General features: G+C 63.9%; 15 protein-coding genes. 1 reads left to right on the top strand and 14 read right to left on the bottom strand.

Annotation, left to right across the window (positions count from 1 at the left end):
• The first annotated feature begins 32 nt into the window (after positions 1-32).
• Entirely contained in the window at positions 33-1,130 is a 1,098-nt protein-coding gene (locus tag C163_RS12370; RefSeq protein WP_025339050.1) for an alkene reductase, read from the top strand.
• Positions 1,131-1,294: 164 nt separating this feature from the next.
• Here the strand turns inward: C163_RS12370 and C163_RS12365 are convergent, their stop codons facing one another.
• The 14 genes from C163_RS12365 to benR form a co-directional block, all read right to left on the bottom strand.
• A complete protein-coding gene (locus C163_RS12365) occupies positions 1,295-2,278 on the bottom strand; it encodes an LLM class flavin-dependent oxidoreductase (protein ID WP_025339049.1) in 984 nt (327 codons plus the stop codon).
• Positions 2,279-2,378: 100 nt separating this feature from the next.
• Positions 2,379-3,290: a LysR family transcriptional regulator gene (locus C163_RS12360; RefSeq protein ID WP_025339048.1), complete on the bottom strand. Its 912-nt coding sequence runs from the start codon at positions 3,288-3,290 to the stop codon at positions 2,379-2,381.
• 244 nt (positions 3,291-3,534) lie between these two features.
• On the bottom strand, positions 3,535-4,227 hold the full coding sequence (locus C163_RS12355; RefSeq protein ID WP_025339047.1) for a TraX family protein: 693 nt from the start codon (positions 4,225-4,227) through the stop codon (positions 3,535-3,537).
• Positions 4,228-4,230: 3 nt separating this feature from the next.
• On the bottom strand, positions 4,231-5,307 hold the full coding sequence (locus tag C163_RS12350) for a metal-dependent hydrolase (RefSeq protein WP_025339046.1): 1,077 nt from the start codon (positions 5,305-5,307) through the stop codon (positions 4,231-4,233).
• Between the two features lie 420 nt (positions 5,308-5,727).
• Positions 5,728-6,978, bottom strand: a complete 1,251-nt coding sequence (locus tag C163_RS12345) for an OprD family porin (protein WP_025339045.1) — start codon at positions 6,976-6,978, stop codon at positions 5,728-5,730.
• 54 nt (positions 6,979-7,032) lie between these two features.
• Complete coding sequence (locus tag C163_RS12340; RefSeq protein WP_025339044.1) at positions 7,033-8,232, bottom strand: benzoate/H(+) symporter BenE family transporter; 1,200 nt, start codon at positions 8,230-8,232, stop codon at positions 7,033-7,035.
• A gap of 161 nt (positions 8,233-8,393) precedes the next feature.
• Positions 8,394-9,308 carry a catechol 1,2-dioxygenase gene (gene catA / locus C163_RS12335; RefSeq protein ID WP_025339043.1) on the bottom strand — a complete coding sequence of 305 codons (915 nt, stop codon included), beginning with the start codon at positions 9,306-9,308 and terminating at the stop codon, positions 8,394-8,396.
• A 30-nt stretch (positions 9,309-9,338) separates the two neighbouring features.
• The gene (locus C163_RS12330; RefSeq protein WP_025339042.1) at positions 9,339-10,688 is read right to left on the bottom strand and encodes an aromatic acid/H+ symport family MFS transporter; all 1,350 of its coding nucleotides are present in this window, start codon (positions 10,686-10,688) and stop codon (positions 9,339-9,341) included.
• 58 nt (positions 10,689-10,746) lie between these two features.
• Positions 10,747-11,508 carry a 1,6-dihydroxycyclohexa-2,4-diene-1-carboxylate dehydrogenase gene (locus C163_RS12325; RefSeq protein ID WP_025339041.1) on the bottom strand — a complete coding sequence of 254 codons (762 nt, stop codon included), beginning with the start codon at positions 11,506-11,508 and terminating at the stop codon, positions 10,747-10,749.
• A 199-nt stretch (positions 11,509-11,707) separates the two neighbouring features.
• Complete coding sequence (benC, locus tag C163_RS12320) at positions 11,708-12,718, bottom strand: benzoate 1,2-dioxygenase electron transfer component BenC (RefSeq protein WP_025339040.1); 1,011 nt, start codon at positions 12,716-12,718, stop codon at positions 11,708-11,710.
• A gap of 72 nt (positions 12,719-12,790) precedes the next feature.
• Positions 12,791-13,276 (bottom strand): benzoate 1,2-dioxygenase small subunit, encoded by a 486-nt coding sequence (gene benB, locus C163_RS12315; RefSeq protein ID WP_025339039.1) that lies wholly within the window; start codon positions 13,274-13,276, stop codon positions 12,791-12,793.
• On the bottom strand, positions 13,273-14,631 hold the full coding sequence (gene benA, locus C163_RS12310) for a benzoate 1,2-dioxygenase large subunit (RefSeq protein ID WP_025339038.1): 1,359 nt from the start codon (positions 14,629-14,631) through the stop codon (positions 13,273-13,275). The genes benB and benA overlap by 4 nt, the downstream gene beginning before the upstream one ends.
• 83 nt (positions 14,632-14,714) lie before the next feature.
• Complete coding sequence (locus C163_RS26460; RefSeq protein WP_081742267.1) at positions 14,715-15,599, bottom strand: RHS repeat-associated core domain-containing protein; 885 nt, start codon at positions 15,597-15,599, stop codon at positions 14,715-14,717.
• Between the two features lie 93 nt (positions 15,600-15,692).
• Complete coding sequence (gene benR, locus C163_RS12305) at positions 15,693-16,649, bottom strand: benABC operon transcriptional activator BenR (RefSeq protein ID WP_025339037.1); 957 nt, start codon at positions 16,647-16,649, stop codon at positions 15,693-15,695.
• Positions 16,650-16,885 lie beyond the last annotated feature (236 nt).

Here is a 16,885-nt window from a genome sequence, read left to right as displayed (position 1 = left end):
CGCACCATTGGTTTTCCACCTCTGGAGCAGCAATGAAACTCTTGCAACCCCTGAAAGTCGGCCCGCTCACCCTGCCCAACCGGGTGTTCATGGCCCCCCTCACCCGCCTGCGCAGCCTCGAGCCGGGTGACGTACCTACCTCGCTGATGGCCGAGTACTACCGCCAACGCGCCAGCGCCGGGCTGATCATCACCGAAGCCACGCAGATTTCCTTCCAGGCCAAAGGCTATTCCGGCTCGCCGGGCATCCACAGCGCCGAGCAGATCGCCGCCTGGAAGCGTGTCAACGAAGGCATCCACGCCGATGGCGGCCATAGCGCCGTGCAGGTGTGGCACACCGGGCGGGTATCGCACACTTCCTTGCAACCCGGTGGCGAAGCTCCGGTGGCACCTTCGGCGCTGCCGGCCGCTGCCCGCACCACCCTGCGTGACGAGCACGGCAACCTGATGCGTGTGGAAACCTCTGCGCCGCGGGCGCTGAGCGAGGCGGAAATCGCCGGCATCGTTGCCGACTTCGGCCAGGCGGCGGCCAATGCCCGTGAAGCCGGGTTCGACTTCATCGAGCTGCACGCCGCCCACGGCTACCTGCTGCACCAGTTCCTCACCCCTAGCGCCAACCACCGCGAAGACCGCTACGGCGGCAGCGTCGAGAACCGTGCACGTATCGTGCTTGAAGCAGTGGACGCGGCGATTGCCAGCTGGAGCGCCGAGCGCGTCGGCATCCGTGTGTTCCCGCTGGGTGGTTTCAATGGCGTGGACAATGGCGAGGACCAGGAAGCCGCAGGCCTGTACCTGATACGCGAACTGGCCAAGCGCAACCTTGCCTATCTGCACCTGTCCGAACCGGACTGGGCTGGCGGCAAGCCGCTGCGTGACGAATTCCGCCAGGCGATTCGTGCAGCCTACCCGGGGGTGATCATTGCTGCCGGTGCCTACACCGCCGAGAAAGGCGAAGACCTGATCGGGCGTGGCTTGATCGATGCCGTAGCGTTCGGGCGCAGCTTCATTGCCAACCCGGACCTGGTAGAGCGGCTGCGGGTGCAGGCGCCGTTGAATGCGCACCGGGCGCAGTTCGACTATGCCAATGGGGCTGAGGGGTATACGGATTATCCGTTCCTCAAGCAGGCTTGATGCTGAAGCCTGATTCACGACTGGCTCGGTACCTGTAGGAGCGGCCTTGTGTCGCGAACGGGCTGCGAAGCAGCCCCAGTGATCCGCACATTGGCAACAAAACCGGGGCCGCTTTGCGGCCCTTTCGCGACACAAGGCCGCTCCTACACGGCCCCCCACAACTTTCAAGACCTCAGTTCAGCCAGGGCCTGCGCGGCATAGGCATGCGAACGCTGCCGCGCCTGCGGGTCGTGGATGCGGCAGTCGATCATCAGTTCATCCGCCCCGGTCTGCTCGATCAGCGTGCGCAACCCTTCCCTTACCCGCTCCGGCCCGCCGGCCACGGTGCAGGCCATCACCTGCTCGAGTACCGCGCGCTCATGGTCCGGCAGGCTTTCGACATACCCCTCCTGCGGCTTGGGCAACAGGCCGAAGCGCCCGACATGCAAGTCCAGCATCCATTTGCGATGGGAGCTGGCCAGGTAATCCGCCTCGGTGTCGCTATCGGCGGCGAACAGGTTCATGCCCACCATCACATACGGCTTGGCCAGTTGTGCCGAAGGCTGGAAGTTGGCCCGGTAATGGGCAATGGCCTGCAGCAGGTAGCGCGGGGCAAAGTGCGAGGCGAAGGCATAGGGCAGGCCCAGTTTCGCTGCCAGGTCGGCGCCGAACAGGCTGGAGCCGAGGATCCACACCGGGATGTCATGCTTGCCCGGCACGCCGCGCACGCGGCGCTGGCCGTTGTCGGCCAGGTAGTCACGCAGCTCGGCGATGTCCTGGCTGAAGTCGCGCTCTGGCGCAGCACCACGCAAGGCGCGCACGGTCGGCCCGGAGCTGCCCGGCGCACGGCCGAGGCCCAGGTCGATGCGGCCAGGGTGCAGGGTGTCGAGCGTGCCGAACTGCTCGGCCACCACCAGCGGCGCGTGGTTGGGCAGCATGATGCCACCGGCGCCGACGCGGATATGCCGGGTGGCGTTGGCGATTTCGTTGATGACCAGTGACGTGGCGGCCGAGCCGATGCCCGGCATGTCGTGGTGTTCGGCGATCCAGTAGCGGCTGTAGTGCTGTTGCTCGACATGGCGCGCCAGTTGGCGGGACTCTTCGATCGCGTCGGCGAAGGTCTTGCCTTCGCCGATCATGACCAGGTCCAGTACGGACAGTGCAGTCATGGGGTCTCCACAGGGATTATCAGTGACTGCCAGTTTCCCTGCTGCGCAGCCAGTGATAAACCCGGCTTCAGGCCCGGCATAGGGGCCTGCCATTCCCCAATCAGTATTCCCAGGGCACGCCCGGTTCCCAGCTGGCCACCAGCAGATCAATGAAGCCGCGTACCCGTGGCGACAGGTGGCGCTTGCTTGGGTAGACGATGCGAATCGGGTCCGCTGGCGGCCGATAGGCTTGCAGCACCTCCACCAGGGTGCCGGCGCGCAGGTCGTCGCCGGTAATGTAGGTGGGCAGGTGAATCAGCCCGAAACCCGCCCGCGCGCCGTCGAGCATCGCCTCGGAGCTGTCGATGTTCAGCCGCCCGGGGTCTTCGCACAGGTGCAGCCCCGCTTCGGTATGGAAGCGCCACGGCATGGCCTTTTCACCAGCCAGGAAGGCGATCTTGTCGTGGCCGTAGAGGTCGCTGGGCACCTGCGGTACGCCGCGTGCATCCAGGTATGCGGGCGAGGCGCAGGTGACGAACTGCTGCCAGGCCACCGTGCGCGTCAACAGTTGCGAGTCTTCCTTCGGTGCGCCGATACGCACCGCAACGTCGATACCCTCCTCGACCAGGTCGACGAAACGGTCGGTGAAGCGGATATCCGCGCGCAGCTCGGGCCACTGCTTCAGGTAGCGGTCGAGAATCGGCAGCACATGGCGCTGGCCGAACGACAGGGGTGCTGTCAGGCGCAGGGTGCCGGTGGGCTTGCCACGGCGCTGGGCCATGGTGCTTTCCACCTCGTCCAGGTCATCCAGAATCTGCCGCCAGCGCTCGTAGGCCACCAGGCCCTCGTCGGTCAGGCTCAGCTTGCGCGTGGTGCGGTTGAGCAGGCGCACGGCCATGCGCGCCTCCAGGCGAGCGATGCTCTTGCCCACCGCCGAGCGCGTCAGGCCCAAGGTGGCGGCGGCGGCGGTAAAACTGCCGGCCTTCGCGGCGCTGACGAAGGCGGCGATGTCGCCGAAGCGGTTGGGTTCCATGGGAGTTCCTGAGTCTGGTGCGGCCGGTTTAGATGGGTATGAATCTGTGAAATGCAAGCAGGACTATCGAGGCTGCACAGCATTTGTAGGAGCGGCCTTGTGTCGCGAAAGGGTCGCGCAGCGGCCCCGGCAATTTCAATCGCCAGGAAGATTGCCGGGGCTGCTGCGCAGCCCTTTCGCGACACAAGGCCGCTCCTACAATGATCTTCGCATGCCAAAACGGCAGGTGTGGCCGCAAGAGCGATCAAGCGAGGACCTTGATCACCAATAAATGCACCGGATAGAACAGGTAGCCCCAACGTCCCACTGCTGGCACCCGCCAATCATCATGACGCAGCAACAGCAACCCGACCGGAATCGCCAAGGCTGCAGCAATCAGCGTCAGCACGGTGATGGGTGCCAACAGATGTTCCCGCAACCAACTGTTGGTCAGGTTCCCACCCATGGCCAACAGGCAAGGCAACACCCAGGCCGCCCCTCCCTTGCGGCGGGCCATCAACCAGGCGCCCGGCAGCATCATCCCCGGCAGCCCGTACATCAGCTGTTCGCTGAACAACCACCCTGCAAGCAGACCGGCAACGCCAAGCACGCGCGCCGACCTCGACGGATGATGCACGCCCCAGGCAACCAGCAACCCCAACACCAAGGTCGGCATCACGCTGAACGTTGGCGAACCACTGTCCAGCCAACGGTATACAGGCTCCGACAGCACCGCGAACACCAGCATCAACCCCAGATAACGCAGGTTGCCGCGGGTATACAGCGCCCCGCCCCTGGCGCGCCCCACATTCACTGCAATCGCCAGGCAGAACAGCGGAAACGCTAACCGCCCCAATATGAACAGGCCATCGGCAGCAGGCCACAGGAAACGCAGGTGGTCGGCGACCATGGTCAGCATCGCCGTCCACTTGACCAGGTCCAGCCCGGCTGATCGCATGCCTCAGCGCCCGGGCTCGACTGCGCCAGGGCCCAGGTAACGGTCGGTCCAGGCAGCCAGCGGCAAGGGTGGCTGCTGTTCGACGATCCGTCGCCAGATCAGCACCAGGTCGTCGCCATTGAACGCCGCCCCTGGTCCAGCGCCCTTCCACATCGACGGCACATCGGCAATCCAGTGCCCCTGGCTGTCTCGGTGGGCCATGTTGAAGCGGAACGTGTAGTTCCCCGGGATGCCCATGCGCAGGTCGCTGACCACCAGCGCATCGCCGACCTGGTCGTAGCGCAGCCAGTCATCGGTGAACCAGCGCAAACGCTGGTGCAGCGGATGCCCGGCCAGCGCTTGCGCCAGTTGCAGATTACGCGGCAAACGCTGCATTTCTGGCGCTTGCTGGTCGAACCCGCTGCTGATGCCTTCGTAGTAATCACCATCCGGGGTCTTGGCCAGCACCCGCCAGACCAGGCTGTTGAAGGCTATCGGCACGGCACGTACCTGGCTGACGGCGATACCCTGGCGATCGAGGGCAGCCTGGAAACGCTGCTCGGCCGCCATGCGTCCGGCCAGGCCGAAACCCAGGTAGGCTGCGCTGAATACCAGGGCCAAGGTGAGTAACTGCGTAGCCTTGCGCGTCAGCCCTTTGATGATTGCGTAGATCACCGCGGCCAGCAGCGGCACGGTGTAGACCGGGTCAATGATGAACACCGCTGCCCAGCTTTCCGGGGTGGCCTGCAAAGGCCAGAACAACTGCGTGCCGTAGACCGTGAAGGCGTCGAGCAACGGGTGGGTGACCAGCACCAGCCAGAACGCCAGGAACAGCCTGGGCAAGGTATAGCCTTTGCCTGGCCAGCACTTGTTGACCAGCCAGGCCAGCAGCAAGGCCAGCCCGGTGAGCACGAACAGGGAATGAGAAAAGCCGCGGTGGTAGGTCATCTGCGACACCGGGTCGGCGTAGCGGATGATCACGTCCAGGTCGGGAAGCGTGCCCAGCGCCGCGCCATACAGCAGTGAGCGGCGGCCCTGGATGCGGCCGAGTACGGTACCCTGCAGGGCCGCGCCGAGTACGGCCTGGGTGATGGAGTCCAAGGGTGGCATTCCTGAAAAGGTGGTTTCCAGAAGCTACCTTCATCCTGCCCTGATGCGCAATTCCCTTGGTTATGGGCTTTCATTGTGGGAGATGGCCCAGCCCTTTGGGCTGCGCTGTCGCGCAGAGAACCCAGTGCGCAAGCGGTCCGCGTACCGTGTGGGAGCGGGCGTGCCCGCGAAGAATCCAACGCGGTGCCTGGCACCGGCTCCGCCGGTGTTCGCGGGCGCGCCCGCTCCCACAGAGCCTGGCTAAATCAATGAGTTATGTGTTGTTCTATGAGAGCGGCCTTGTGTCGCGAACGGGCCGCACAGCGGCCCCGGCTATCTCGATTTCCCTGAAGATCGTCGGGGGCTGCTGCGCAGCCCTTTCGCGACACAAGGCCGCTCCTACAAAGGTCCCGCAGGCATCCTGTGGATGCGTCAGAACAACTGCCAGGTGTACACCAGCGTCAAGCGGTTCTCGTCGATGTCGCTGCGGTAGTTGGACCGGGCCATGGCATTGCGCACCCGGATCCCCAGCCCCTTCAGCACCCCGCCCTGCACGGCGTAACCGATGTCCAGGTCGCGCTCGCGGTCGCGCCCTTCATAACCCAGCCCAGTGTCGACATTGTTACCGGTGATGTAGCGCACGGTCGCGGTCAACCCCGGCACGCCCATGGCCGCGAAGTTGTAGTCGTAGCGCACCTGGTACGAGCGTTCGTCGGTGTAGGCGAACTCATAGGTCGGCACTTCGTTACCCAGCGGCGAGATGTTGGCGAATACCCGTGGGAACGGGCTGTCGCCATAGATGCCCTGGTAGCCGGCATGGAAGCTGTGCCCGCCATGCCGGGCCGTGAACATCGAGAAAAACGCCTGGTTGTCGATGTTGCCGAGCAACGCATCGCCATCCTCGCGTGCAGTGAAATACCCCAGGTTGGCGCTGAGCACCCAGTTGCCTACGGGCTTGCTGTGCTTGAGGCCGACAAAGCCCTGTTCATAGATGTCCTCCAGCTGCCCGTACCACAGGCTGACGCTGCTCTGGTTGGCATTGAACGCATAGTCCCCGCCCAGGTAGTTGAAGGCATCGCTTTCTGCCTGGCGCATCGGCACATGGCCGAGCATGGCGTTCATCTTGCCGTCGCCGCCTTCGTTGCGCAGGTGGGTGCTTTTCAGGTGCCCGGCCTGCACGGTCAGGCCGTCGATTTCCGCCGAACTCAGGCTTGCGCCCTGGTAGGTGGGAGGCAACAGGCGGATGTCGCTGAAGGTCAGCACCGGCAGGTTGGGTTGCAGTTCGCCGACGCGCAATTCGGTCCTGGACAACCGGGCCTTGAAGGTGGGCGCCAGGCGGCTGTATTCGTCGGCGGCGCGGCCATCGCCGTGCACCGGCAGCAAGCCGGTGTTGGTGCGGTCGGGGCTGCTGTCGAGCTTGATGCCCAGCAGGCCCAGGGCATCAATGCCAAAGCCGACCGTGCCCGGTGTGTAGCCCGACTTGAAGTCGAGGATGAAGCCCTGGGCCCACTCCTCGGCCTTGGATTGCCGGTTGGCCCCGACGATGTCGGAGAAGTCGCGGCTGAAGTAGTAGTTACGGGCACTCAGGGTGGCCTTCGAATCTTCGAAGAAGCCGCCTTCGGCGGCCAGCAACGGTTGGCTGAGCAAAGTCAGGCCCAGGGCGACGCAAGGGGTGTGGTTCATTCCGAAGCTCTCTTGATCTTGTTTTTATGGGTAAAGCGTTGGAAGCACGGCGGTTCATGGGGTACGGCGCAGCACCTCCCTGGCGCGTGGCTGGCGCAGCCTGAGCAAACCATGGCTCAGCAGGCCGAACAGCAGGCCCCAGAACGCTGCCGACAGGCCCAGGAAGGCCACCCCCGAAGCGGTGACCAGAAAAGTGAACAGCCCGGCATCGCGTTCTGTTGGTTCCGCCAGGCTGCGGGCCAGGGCTTCGCTGATGGCGCCATACAGGGCCAGCCCGGCCAGGGCGGCGATCAGGGCGGCGGGGAATGCTGCGAACAGCGACATCAGCGTGGCCCCGGCGATCCCCAGCAGCAGGTACAGCGCACTGCCAGCCACCGCCGCGACATAGCGTCGCCGTGGGTTTTCATGGGCTTCATGGCCAGTGCACAGGCTGGCGGTGACCGCCGCCAGGTTCAGCCCGTGGCAACCGAACGGCGCCAGCGCGGCACCGGCCAGGGCGCTGGCACTGATGATCGGGCTGGCCGGCGTGGGGTAGCCGGCGTTGCGCAGCACCGCCATGCCCGGCATGAACTGCCCGGTAAGGGCCACCAGCACCAGCGGCAGTGCCAGGCTGAATACCGCTGCCAGGCTGAACTGCGGGGTGACCCACTGCGGCGACGCCAGCTCCAGCACCAGCGCCTCGCTGCGAAACGCCCCGCTGGCCACGGTCACCACCGTGCCCACGCACAGCACCGCCGCCACGGCGTAGCGCGGCTGCAGCCGGCGCATCAGCACGTAGGTGACGAACATTGCCAGTACCAGCAGCGGTTGCACCGGCAAGGCGCGGAACACCTCGATGCCGAAGCTGAACAGGATGCCGGCCTGCATGCCGGCGGCGATGGAGCCCGGCAGGCGCGCGATGATGCGGTCGAAGGCCCCGCTGATGCCGATCAGCAGCAAAACCAGGTTGGCCACCAGGTAGGCGCCCACGGCCTGTTCCAGGCCCAGTTGCGGCAAGGCGGTGACCAGCAGCGCCGAGCCGGGGATCGACCAGGCGATCACCACCGGCACCCGGTAGCGCAGGCTGAGCAGCGCGCCAATCACGGCGCTGCCCATGGACACTGCCCAGACCCAGGAGGACAGTTGCCGATGGGACAGGCCGGCGGCTTCTGCGGCGTGGAAGATGATCACCAAGGGGCCTGCGTAGGAGATCATCGTGGCGATGCAGCCGGCGACGATGGCGGACAGTGAACTGTCCTTGATCAGGGTTTTCATGGCACCTCTAGCAAGGCATCTGGCCGGGCTAGGTGACCGGCTCTTGTTCTTGTGTTGCCTTCTTCGCGGGTAAACCCGCTCCCACAGGGACTACACAGGTTCCAGCATTTGCGCCGTACCTGTGGGAGCGGGTTCACCCGCGAAGAAGCCAACTGGGTGGATCAGGCCTCTTGCAAAGCCCGCGGCCGCCCACTGCGCTGCTCATCGGCACCGCCCTGGGCCCGCTGCAACTGGAAGTCGAACTTCAGCTCGGCATGCCGCCCCGCCTCGCCCTCGACGAACACCACCTCGCCCACCAGCCCATCGCGCGTGGCATAGGCAAAGTCATCCCACAGGTACTTGTCTCCGGCCAGGTTGATCTGCGTGGTCAGGTGTCGGTACCCCGGTGCCGAGATGAAGAAGTGCACATGCGCCGGACGCTGGCCGTGACGGCCGAGCAGGTCCAGGCACTCCTGGGTCGGCCCCTGTGGATCGCAGCCATACCCGGACGGCACGATGGAGCGCGCGCGGTAGCGCCCTTGGGCATCGGTGATGATGCGCCGGCGCAGGTTGTACTCGGACTGGCTCTGGTCGAAGAACGAATAAGTGCCACGGGTATTGGCATGCCACAGGTCAACCGTGGCTCCCGGCAGCGGCCGGCCTTGCGGGTCGAGCACCTGGCCCTCCAGGTACATCAGCGTGGCAACGCCCTCCTCGCTGCCGTCATCCATGCGCACTTCACCTTCGGCGATGGGCGCACCGGCCACGTACAGCGGGCCTTCGATGGTGCGTGGGGTGCCGCCGACCAGGCCTGCCTGCTGGTCCTTGGCATCCTGCAGCAGGTCGAGGAAGTGCTCGAGGCCCAACCCCGCCACCAGCAGCCCCGCCTCGCCGCGACCGCCCAGGCGGTTGAGGTAGTCGACGGCATGCCAGAACTCGTCCTCGCTGATTTCCAGGTCTTCGATCAGCCGCGCGGTGTCTTGCAGCAGGCGCTGCACGATGCGCTTCAGGCGCGGGCTGCCGGCATCGTTGCCAAAGCCTGCGGCCTCTTCGAAGAACTGCTGTACCTCGGCAGTGTGGGAAATTTTCACGGTCATGGTGGGATACCTCATGTTGTTGTTCTGGAGTTACGCCTGCGCCGCAATGGCCCGGGCATGCCGACGGCCGCTGGCCAGGTGCACGGCCATGGCCAGCGCGGCAATTGCGCCGGGGATGGCGAAGGCGATGAAATTGAGTTGCAGGGGCAGGTTGATGCCCATCAGCGCACCACCCAGCAGCGGGCCGACGATGGCGCCGTTGCGGCCGATGCCCGAGGCCCAGCCCAGCCCGGTGGAACGCACCGATAACCCGTACAGCTGGGCGGCGCCGGCATACAGCAGGATCTGCGTGCCGATGGTGGTGGCGCCGGCAATGAAGATCAGCAGGTACAGCACCGGCATCGGGCTGTTGACGCCCAGCAGGCTGATCGACAGCGCGGCGGCAATGAAGAACGCCACCTTGACCTTGACCAGGTTGTAGCGGTCGCCCAGCCAGCCGCCGAGGATCGCCCCGGCCATGCCGCCGAAGTTCAGCGCCAGCAGGAATGACAGGCTCGAGCCCAGGCTGTAGCCGGCGTTGGCCATCAGCTTCGGCAGCCAGGAACTGAGCGCGTAGACCATCAGCAGGCAGCAGAAAAACGCCAGCCACAGCGCCAGGGTGCGAATGGCCAGGCCGTTGCGGAACAGTTCGACTACAGCGGTGAACTTGCCGGCCCTTTCGCGGGACAAGCCCGCTCCCACAGGGGCGACCAGTACATCGTCAGGTTGCAGGTCGCAAACCGGGTCCAGCCGCTTGAGCAGCTTGCGGGCCTCGTCGGTACGGCCCTGGCGCACCAGGAAACCGATCGATTCCGGGAGGTGGTAGAGGATCACCGGCAACAGCAGCAGTGGCACCGCTGCGGCGAAGAACATCGATTCCCAGCCGAAACGCGGCAGCATGAAGATGCCGACACCCGCCGAGAGCATGCCGCCCAGCGAGTAGCCACTGAACATGATCGCCACCAGCGTGCTGCGCAGGCGCTTGGGCGCGTACTCGTTCATCAGTGCCACGGCGTTGGGCATCAGGCCGCCACAGCCCAGGCCGGCAATGAAGCGGTAGATGCCGAACTCGCTCGGGCTGCTGGCAAACCCGTTGAGGATGGTCGCCCCGGAAAACAAGGCGAAACAGATGGCGATGCCCTTCTTGCGCCCGATGCGGTCGGCCAGGCTGCCGAACGCCAGGGCGCCGAACATCATGCCGAACAGCGCATAGCTGCCCAGTGCACCGGCCTGCAACGGGGTCAGGCCCCACTCTTTCATGATGACCGGCAGTACCACGCCGTAGATGAACAGGTCATAGCCGTCGAAGATCAGCAGCAGGCCGCACCAGGCCATGACCATCCAGTGGAACGGGGTAAAGCGCGCGTTATCGATGATCGGGTGTACGTCAAGGGTTCGCATGGCATCTGTCGCTCTTGTTTTTGTTGTGAAAGAAAGCTCTTTGCCTTGTGGGTGCCGCTCAGCCGAGGTCGCCGCCCCCTACCGGCAAGGTCACGCCGGTGATGTACGAGGCTTCGTCGGAAGCGAGGAACAGGATCGCGCCGACCTGCTCGTCGATGCTGCCGTAGCGGTGCATCAGGCTGCTGTCGAGGGTCTGGTCGACGATCTGCTGGTACCAGTGCCTTTCCTGTTCGGTCTGCTCGGCACTGTTGCGCGGCACGCGCCGGGGTGGCGCCTCGGTGCCGCCGGGAGCGGTGGCGTTGACCCGGATGCCCCGGCCGGCGGTTTCGAAGGCCAGGCACGCAGTCAGCGCGTTGACGCCGCCCTTGGCCGCGCCATAGGGCACGCGGTTGACGCCACGGGTGGCGATGGACGAGACGTTGACGATGGCGCCGCTGCCGCGTTCGAACATGTACGGCAGTGCGGCATGGCAGCACCACAGGGTAGGGAACAACGAACGGCGTACTTCGGCTTCGATCTGGTCCACTTCGTAGTGTTCGAAGGGCTTGGCCCAGATGGTGCCGCCGACGTTGTTGACCAGGATGTCGAGGCGGCCGAATGCTTCAACCGCGCTGGCCATGACCCGGGCGCAGTCGGCGTGTTGTTCCAGGTCGGCGGTGAGGGTGAGCATGCCCTCGCCGGCCAGTTCGTGAACCAGTTCGGAGCGGTCTACCGCGACCACTTGCGCGCCTTCGGCCTTGAGCCGCCAGCACACGCCACGGCCGATGCCCTGGGCGGCACCGGTGACCAGGGCGACCTTGCCTTGGAATCGGTTGTTCATCTCGATCTCCTACTCAGTCCAGCATTGCCGGGAGGGCTGCGCCCTCCATCGCGACGCAAGGCCGCTCCTACAAGCACCGCGGTCCCCTGTAGGAGCGGCCTTGTGTCGCGAAAGGGCCGCACCGCGGCCCCAGCAATCTGACAGTCAATTGAATGGAGGCCGCCCTCATCGGCACGAGGCAGGCGGCCCTGGCAAAACCTCAGGCCGCCGCCGCGAACTTCTCGTAGTAGAAGTTCGCCGGTGTAATGCCCTGCTCGCGCACGTACTGGCTCACCGCCTCGACCATCGGTGGCGGGCCGCACAGGTACACATCCACATCGCCATCGTTGAGATGGCGCGGTTCGATGTGCTGGGTCACGTAGCCCTTCTGCGGGTACTGGCTGTCGGGGTTGGCCACGCAGGCACTGAAGGTGAAGTTGGGGATGCGCGCCGCCAGCGCCTGCAGGCGGTCGAGTTCGACCAGGTCGAAGTCGTTGGTCACGCCGTAGATCAGGTGCAGTGGGTGCTCGCTGCCCTGCTCGGCGATCTTCTCCAGCATCGCCGTGAACGGCGCCAGGCCGGTACCACCGGCCAGCAGCAACAGCGGGCGCTGGATCGGCCGCAGGTAGAAGCTGCCCAGCGGCCCGGCCAGGGTCATGCTGTCGCCGGCCTTGGCCAGGTTGGTCAGGAAGCTGCTCATCAGCCCACCCGGCACGTTGCGGATCAGGAAGCTGACCTCGCCGTCCTTCTGCAGCGAGCTGAACGAATAGGCGCGGCTCTGCTCGCTGCCCGGCACCTTGAGGTTGACATACTGCCCCGGCAGGAAAGCCAGGCGGCTGAGGGCCTCGCCCTTGATCGACAGGGCGATGGTGCTGGCCGACAGCTGGCGGACATCGCTGATGGCGGCCTCGAAGCTGGCCTGCTCGGTCTTGCACAGCTGCGACGAGGCCGGGATGCGGATGACGCAGTCGCTTTCGGCGCGCATCTGGCAGGTCAGTACGTAGCCTTCGGCGACTTCGTCTTCGCTCAGGGCGTCTTCGATGAAGTTGTCGCCCAGGTCGTAGCGCCCGGACTCGGCCTTGCACTTGCAGGTACCGCAGGCGCCGTCGCGGCAGTCCAGCGGGATGTTGATGCCCTGGCGGTAGGCGGCATCGGCCACGGTTTCATGGCCGGTGGCCTCGATGAAGCGGGTCACCCCGTCTTCGAAATTCAGTGCGATCTGGTAGCTCATGTTGCACCTCGCGGGCGAGCCGGGCCACGGCGCGTCGCAGGACGCACCGGGCAGCGCTCGCAAAACCCTGGATCAGATGTGGTAGATGTCGATGACCTGGCGCACGTAGTCGTTCTTCAGCACCACTTTCTTGGCCTTGATCAGCGGCTGCTCGCCGCGCAGGTCGAGGGTGTAGAAGCTGGTGCCGAAGTAACTGTCGGTGGTCTTGTAGCGGAAGCTCAGGGTGTGCCAGTTGAAGCGCACCTGGCACTCACCTTCGCCCTGCTCGACGATCTCGATGTTGCTGATGTTGTGCGAGGTACGGGTGTCGGGCACGGTCGCACTGGAGCGCTCGGTCTTGATGCGGAACACCCGGTCTTCCAGGCCGCCACGGTTGCCGTACCAGATCAGCGAGATTTCGCTTTGTGGGTCTTCGGTAAGGGTGTCGTCATCGTCCCAGCTCGGCATCCAGAAGCTGGCGTCGCTGGCGTACAGTTCCAGCCACTGGTCCCACTGGGCGTCATCCAGGTAGCGCGCTTCGCGGTAGAGGAAGTCGCGCACGGTTTCATACAGGCTCATTGCACGGCCTCCACGGGGATCAGTTGCTGTTCGTCCTTCAGGGCCTGGATCATGGTGTCCTGCCAGTACTTGTGCTGTAGCACGAACAGGCCTTCGTCCTCGGTGCGGACACCGGACAGCAACGGCTTGAGTTCGATCTCCCTGGCCGCCTCGTCGGCGCCTTCCACCCAGTGCGCCGCGCCGCGGGACATGTCGTTCCAGCCGGTGCCGCCGCCGTAGCCGGTCTGGCACGAGCGGAACTCCTCCAGGTCATCCGGGGTGGCCATGCCGCTGACGTTGAAGAAGTCTTCGTACTGGCGAATGCGCTTGGCGCGGGCATCGGCGCTCTCGCCTTTCGGTGCGATGCAGTAGATGGTGATTTCGGTCTTGTTCACCGAAATCGGCCGGGCGATGCGGATCTGCGAGCTGAACTGGTCCATCAGGTACACGTTCGGGTACAGGCACAGGTTGCGCGAGTTCTCGATCATCCAGTCGGCACGGGCCTGGCCGAAGTCGGCGGCCAGCTGCTCACGGCGCTCGTAGGCCGGGCGGTCCTCGGGGTTGGCCCAGCGGGTCCACAGCAGCAGGTGGCCGTGGTCGAAGGAATAGAAGCCACCGCCCTGCTTGGCCCAGGCGCCGGCACTCATGGTCTTGATCTCTTCACCCGCCTCGCGCTGCTTGCGCTGGTTCTGGGTGGCGGCGTAGTTCCAGTGCACGGAACTGACGTGGTAGCCGTCGGCGCCGTTCTCGGCAGTGAGCTTCCAGTTGCCTTCGTAGATGTACGAGCTGGCACCGCGCAGCACTTCCAGGCCTTCCGGCGACTGGTCGACGATCATGTCGATGATCTTGGCCGACTCGCCCAGGTGCTCGACCAGTGGCTTGACGTCGGCATTCAGGCTGCCGAACAGGAAGCCACGGTACGACTCGAAGCGCGCCACCTTGGTCAGGTCGTGGGAGCCGTCGCAGTTGAAGCTGTCGGGGTAGCCGGCGTTGCTCGGGTCTTTGACCTTGAGCAGCTTGCCGCTGTTGTTGAAGGTCCAACCGTGGAACGGGCAGGTGTAGCTGGAGCGGTTGCCACGCTTGTGCCGGCACAGCATGGCGCCGCGGTGGCTGCAGGCGTTGAGGAAGGCATTGAGCTCACCGTCCTTGTTGCGCGCGATGAAAATCGGCTGGCGCCCCATGGTCAGGGTGAGGAAGTCGTTTTTCTCGGGGATCTGGCTTTCGTGGGCCAGGTAGATCCAGTTGCCCTCGAAGATGTGTTTCATCTCCAGGTCGAACAGGCGTGGGTCGGTGAACATCTCGCGCTTGCAGCGGTAGATGCCCTTGTCACGGTCGTCCTCGAGCAAGGCATTGAGGTAGTCGAATCCCAGGGACATGGCCAGGGTCTCCCTTGTTATTGTTTAGACCTGGTCAGGTTAGGGAGACCGCTGGCGGGGGACTATCCGGATTGTGCAGAGTGTTATCCACCATTGCGCTTGTTTGTCATCTCGCCTGCAAGGGAAAACGGCAACTCTTCGAAGAGAGTGCGCTTCATTTCTTTATTTGCCATTTTGATAGTTTGAGTAACCCATTGCTGGACTCGCACAATTTCTTTCCTCGTCTCAGCTGCTGCTTCTGCCTCTACAACGTAATTGCGAGCGTTAAAATACTCTTCTGCCAACTCAAAACGATTAGCCCTGCCTTGAAGGAAACCGTTTGAATTCTCAAGTCGTTTGACATCCTTTGGCTGCCAAGATTGATGCCTTCTTGCGTCGCTCACCCTAGCTCGGAGGTGAGGGTCAAATTCAGATAACGCCTTTTTCACTTTCAGGGGTTTTAAGGCTGGTGCATTTTTACCAAGTGCATAGGATGCAACCGAGCGAAGCCCCCACCGTCTGGTGAATAGGCCGCCGCTAACAAAGCTATCTCCGACATGACCACTTGGATCGACTTTGTTCACAGGATCGCCATTGCAGTAGCAGTAGACATTTAGACCTCCATTACCAAAAGGGCTCATACTGTCGGGTGCATTGAATCGCATCAAAACCGGGCTGAATGCACGGTACCCGTCGCCCAACAGATAGTGCCCCGTGGCAGACTCTTTTCGTTGTCCGCTGTAGTGCAGCACCGATGCGCACTGGACTTCTCCATCATGCCCATAAACGGTGTAATACAGCGAACAAGAGGAAAAAACGAGGACAGACCCCTGAACGTCCACGGCGTAGAAAGCTGCCTGCCCATCATCGCGCTGTGCGAGCGTGCGGCCTGCGGCCCGCAGCAAAGTCGTAGCCCCTGCTGCGGTAGGCTTGACCAGCGCGAGACCTTCGGAGGAGTAAAAATAGAGTTTTTTCTGTGAGGTCGACATGATTTCCACCGTTCACCCGAGATTAGGCAAATAGTGGAAAAGGCACGAGACCCAATCAACTGGTAGAAATATTAGGTGGGCAAGCTGAAAGCCTTACCCCCGCCGTTTGAACGTCTGCGAAGGCAGCTCACCAAACTGTTGCCGGTACACCTCGGAGAACCGGCCCAAATGCAGGAAGCCATAGTCCAGAGCAAGTTCTGTCACGCTGCGCACGCCGCAGGTCGGGTCGTTCAGGCATGCATGCACCCGCTCCAGTTTGCGCTGACGCACGTAATGTTTGGGTGTGGTGCCCAGATGTTGGTCAAACAACGCATACAACGAGCGCAAGCTCATGCAAGCCTGCTCTGCCAACACCTCAGCCGACAACTCCAGCTTCAGGTTGCGTTCGATGTAGTCGAGTATGCGCTCCAGGCCCGCTTGCGGCGCGCTCAGGCTTTCGCGGCGGATATTGGTACTCATCAGGGTCAGCAGCTTGCTGGCGACGATCTGGCTGTAGTGGCCCTGCACCCTGGGCAGCGAATCGCTCACCTCTGCCTCCTGGCAGACCATGGCCAGCAGGTTGACGAACCCGTCCAGCTCGTCCAGCCGGTAATGGTTGCGCAAGAACCGCACCCCGCCATCCGGGCGGTGCCAGCGCTGTTCGTCGCAGATCGAGTCCAGTAGCCGGGTCGGCACCTTGAGGATGAATTTTTCGCAGTCTTCCGAGTAGGTCAGGTCAACCGGGTCGTCGGGGTTGATCAGCAACAGCTCGCCCGGCACCAGGTGCTGCTCGCGCTTGTGCCCGCGCCACAGGCAGTTGCCATTGAGCAGCACCTGCAGGTGATAGATGGTTTCCAGTGCCGGCGAGGTAACGCGCACGCTGCCGCCGTAGCTGATGCGGCACAGGTCGAGTTCGGCGAACTTGCGGTGGCTGAGGCTGGCTTGCGGATGAGTGGTGCGGGACAGACCGATGCAATGCTGGCCTACGTGCTGGTTCACATAATCGGACACAGCATAAGGGTCGGCGTGATGAAACACGCTACTGCGCTCGCTCAGCAGGCGGCTTTCCATAGGCAAGGCACTCGGATCGTTATTGTTCTGGTCGCCGCTTCCTACGGCCCGGTGGGCTGTGGTTGCGGTCGTCACGGTCATTCTATCGAGCCGGCTGCGGGTCGCGGGGGCAGGCGACAACCGGTGGATGGGCACACTTAAGCAAAAAGGCGGGGGTTGGGCAATGCAACCTTGGGAATGGATGGGCGGATAGCGGACAGGCAGGACAGGGTCAGTGTTCGTTTATCGAACGGTGT

The sequence above is a fragment of the Pseudomonas sp. FGI182 genome (assembly GCF_000511325.1).
In the GTDB taxonomy this organism is placed as follows: Bacteria; Pseudomonadota; Gammaproteobacteria; order Pseudomonadales; family Pseudomonadaceae; genus Aquipseudomonas; species Aquipseudomonas putida_Z.
The sequence above is the reverse complement of the archived record's forward strand: the minus strand, read 5'-3'. Positions and strand labels throughout refer to the sequence as shown.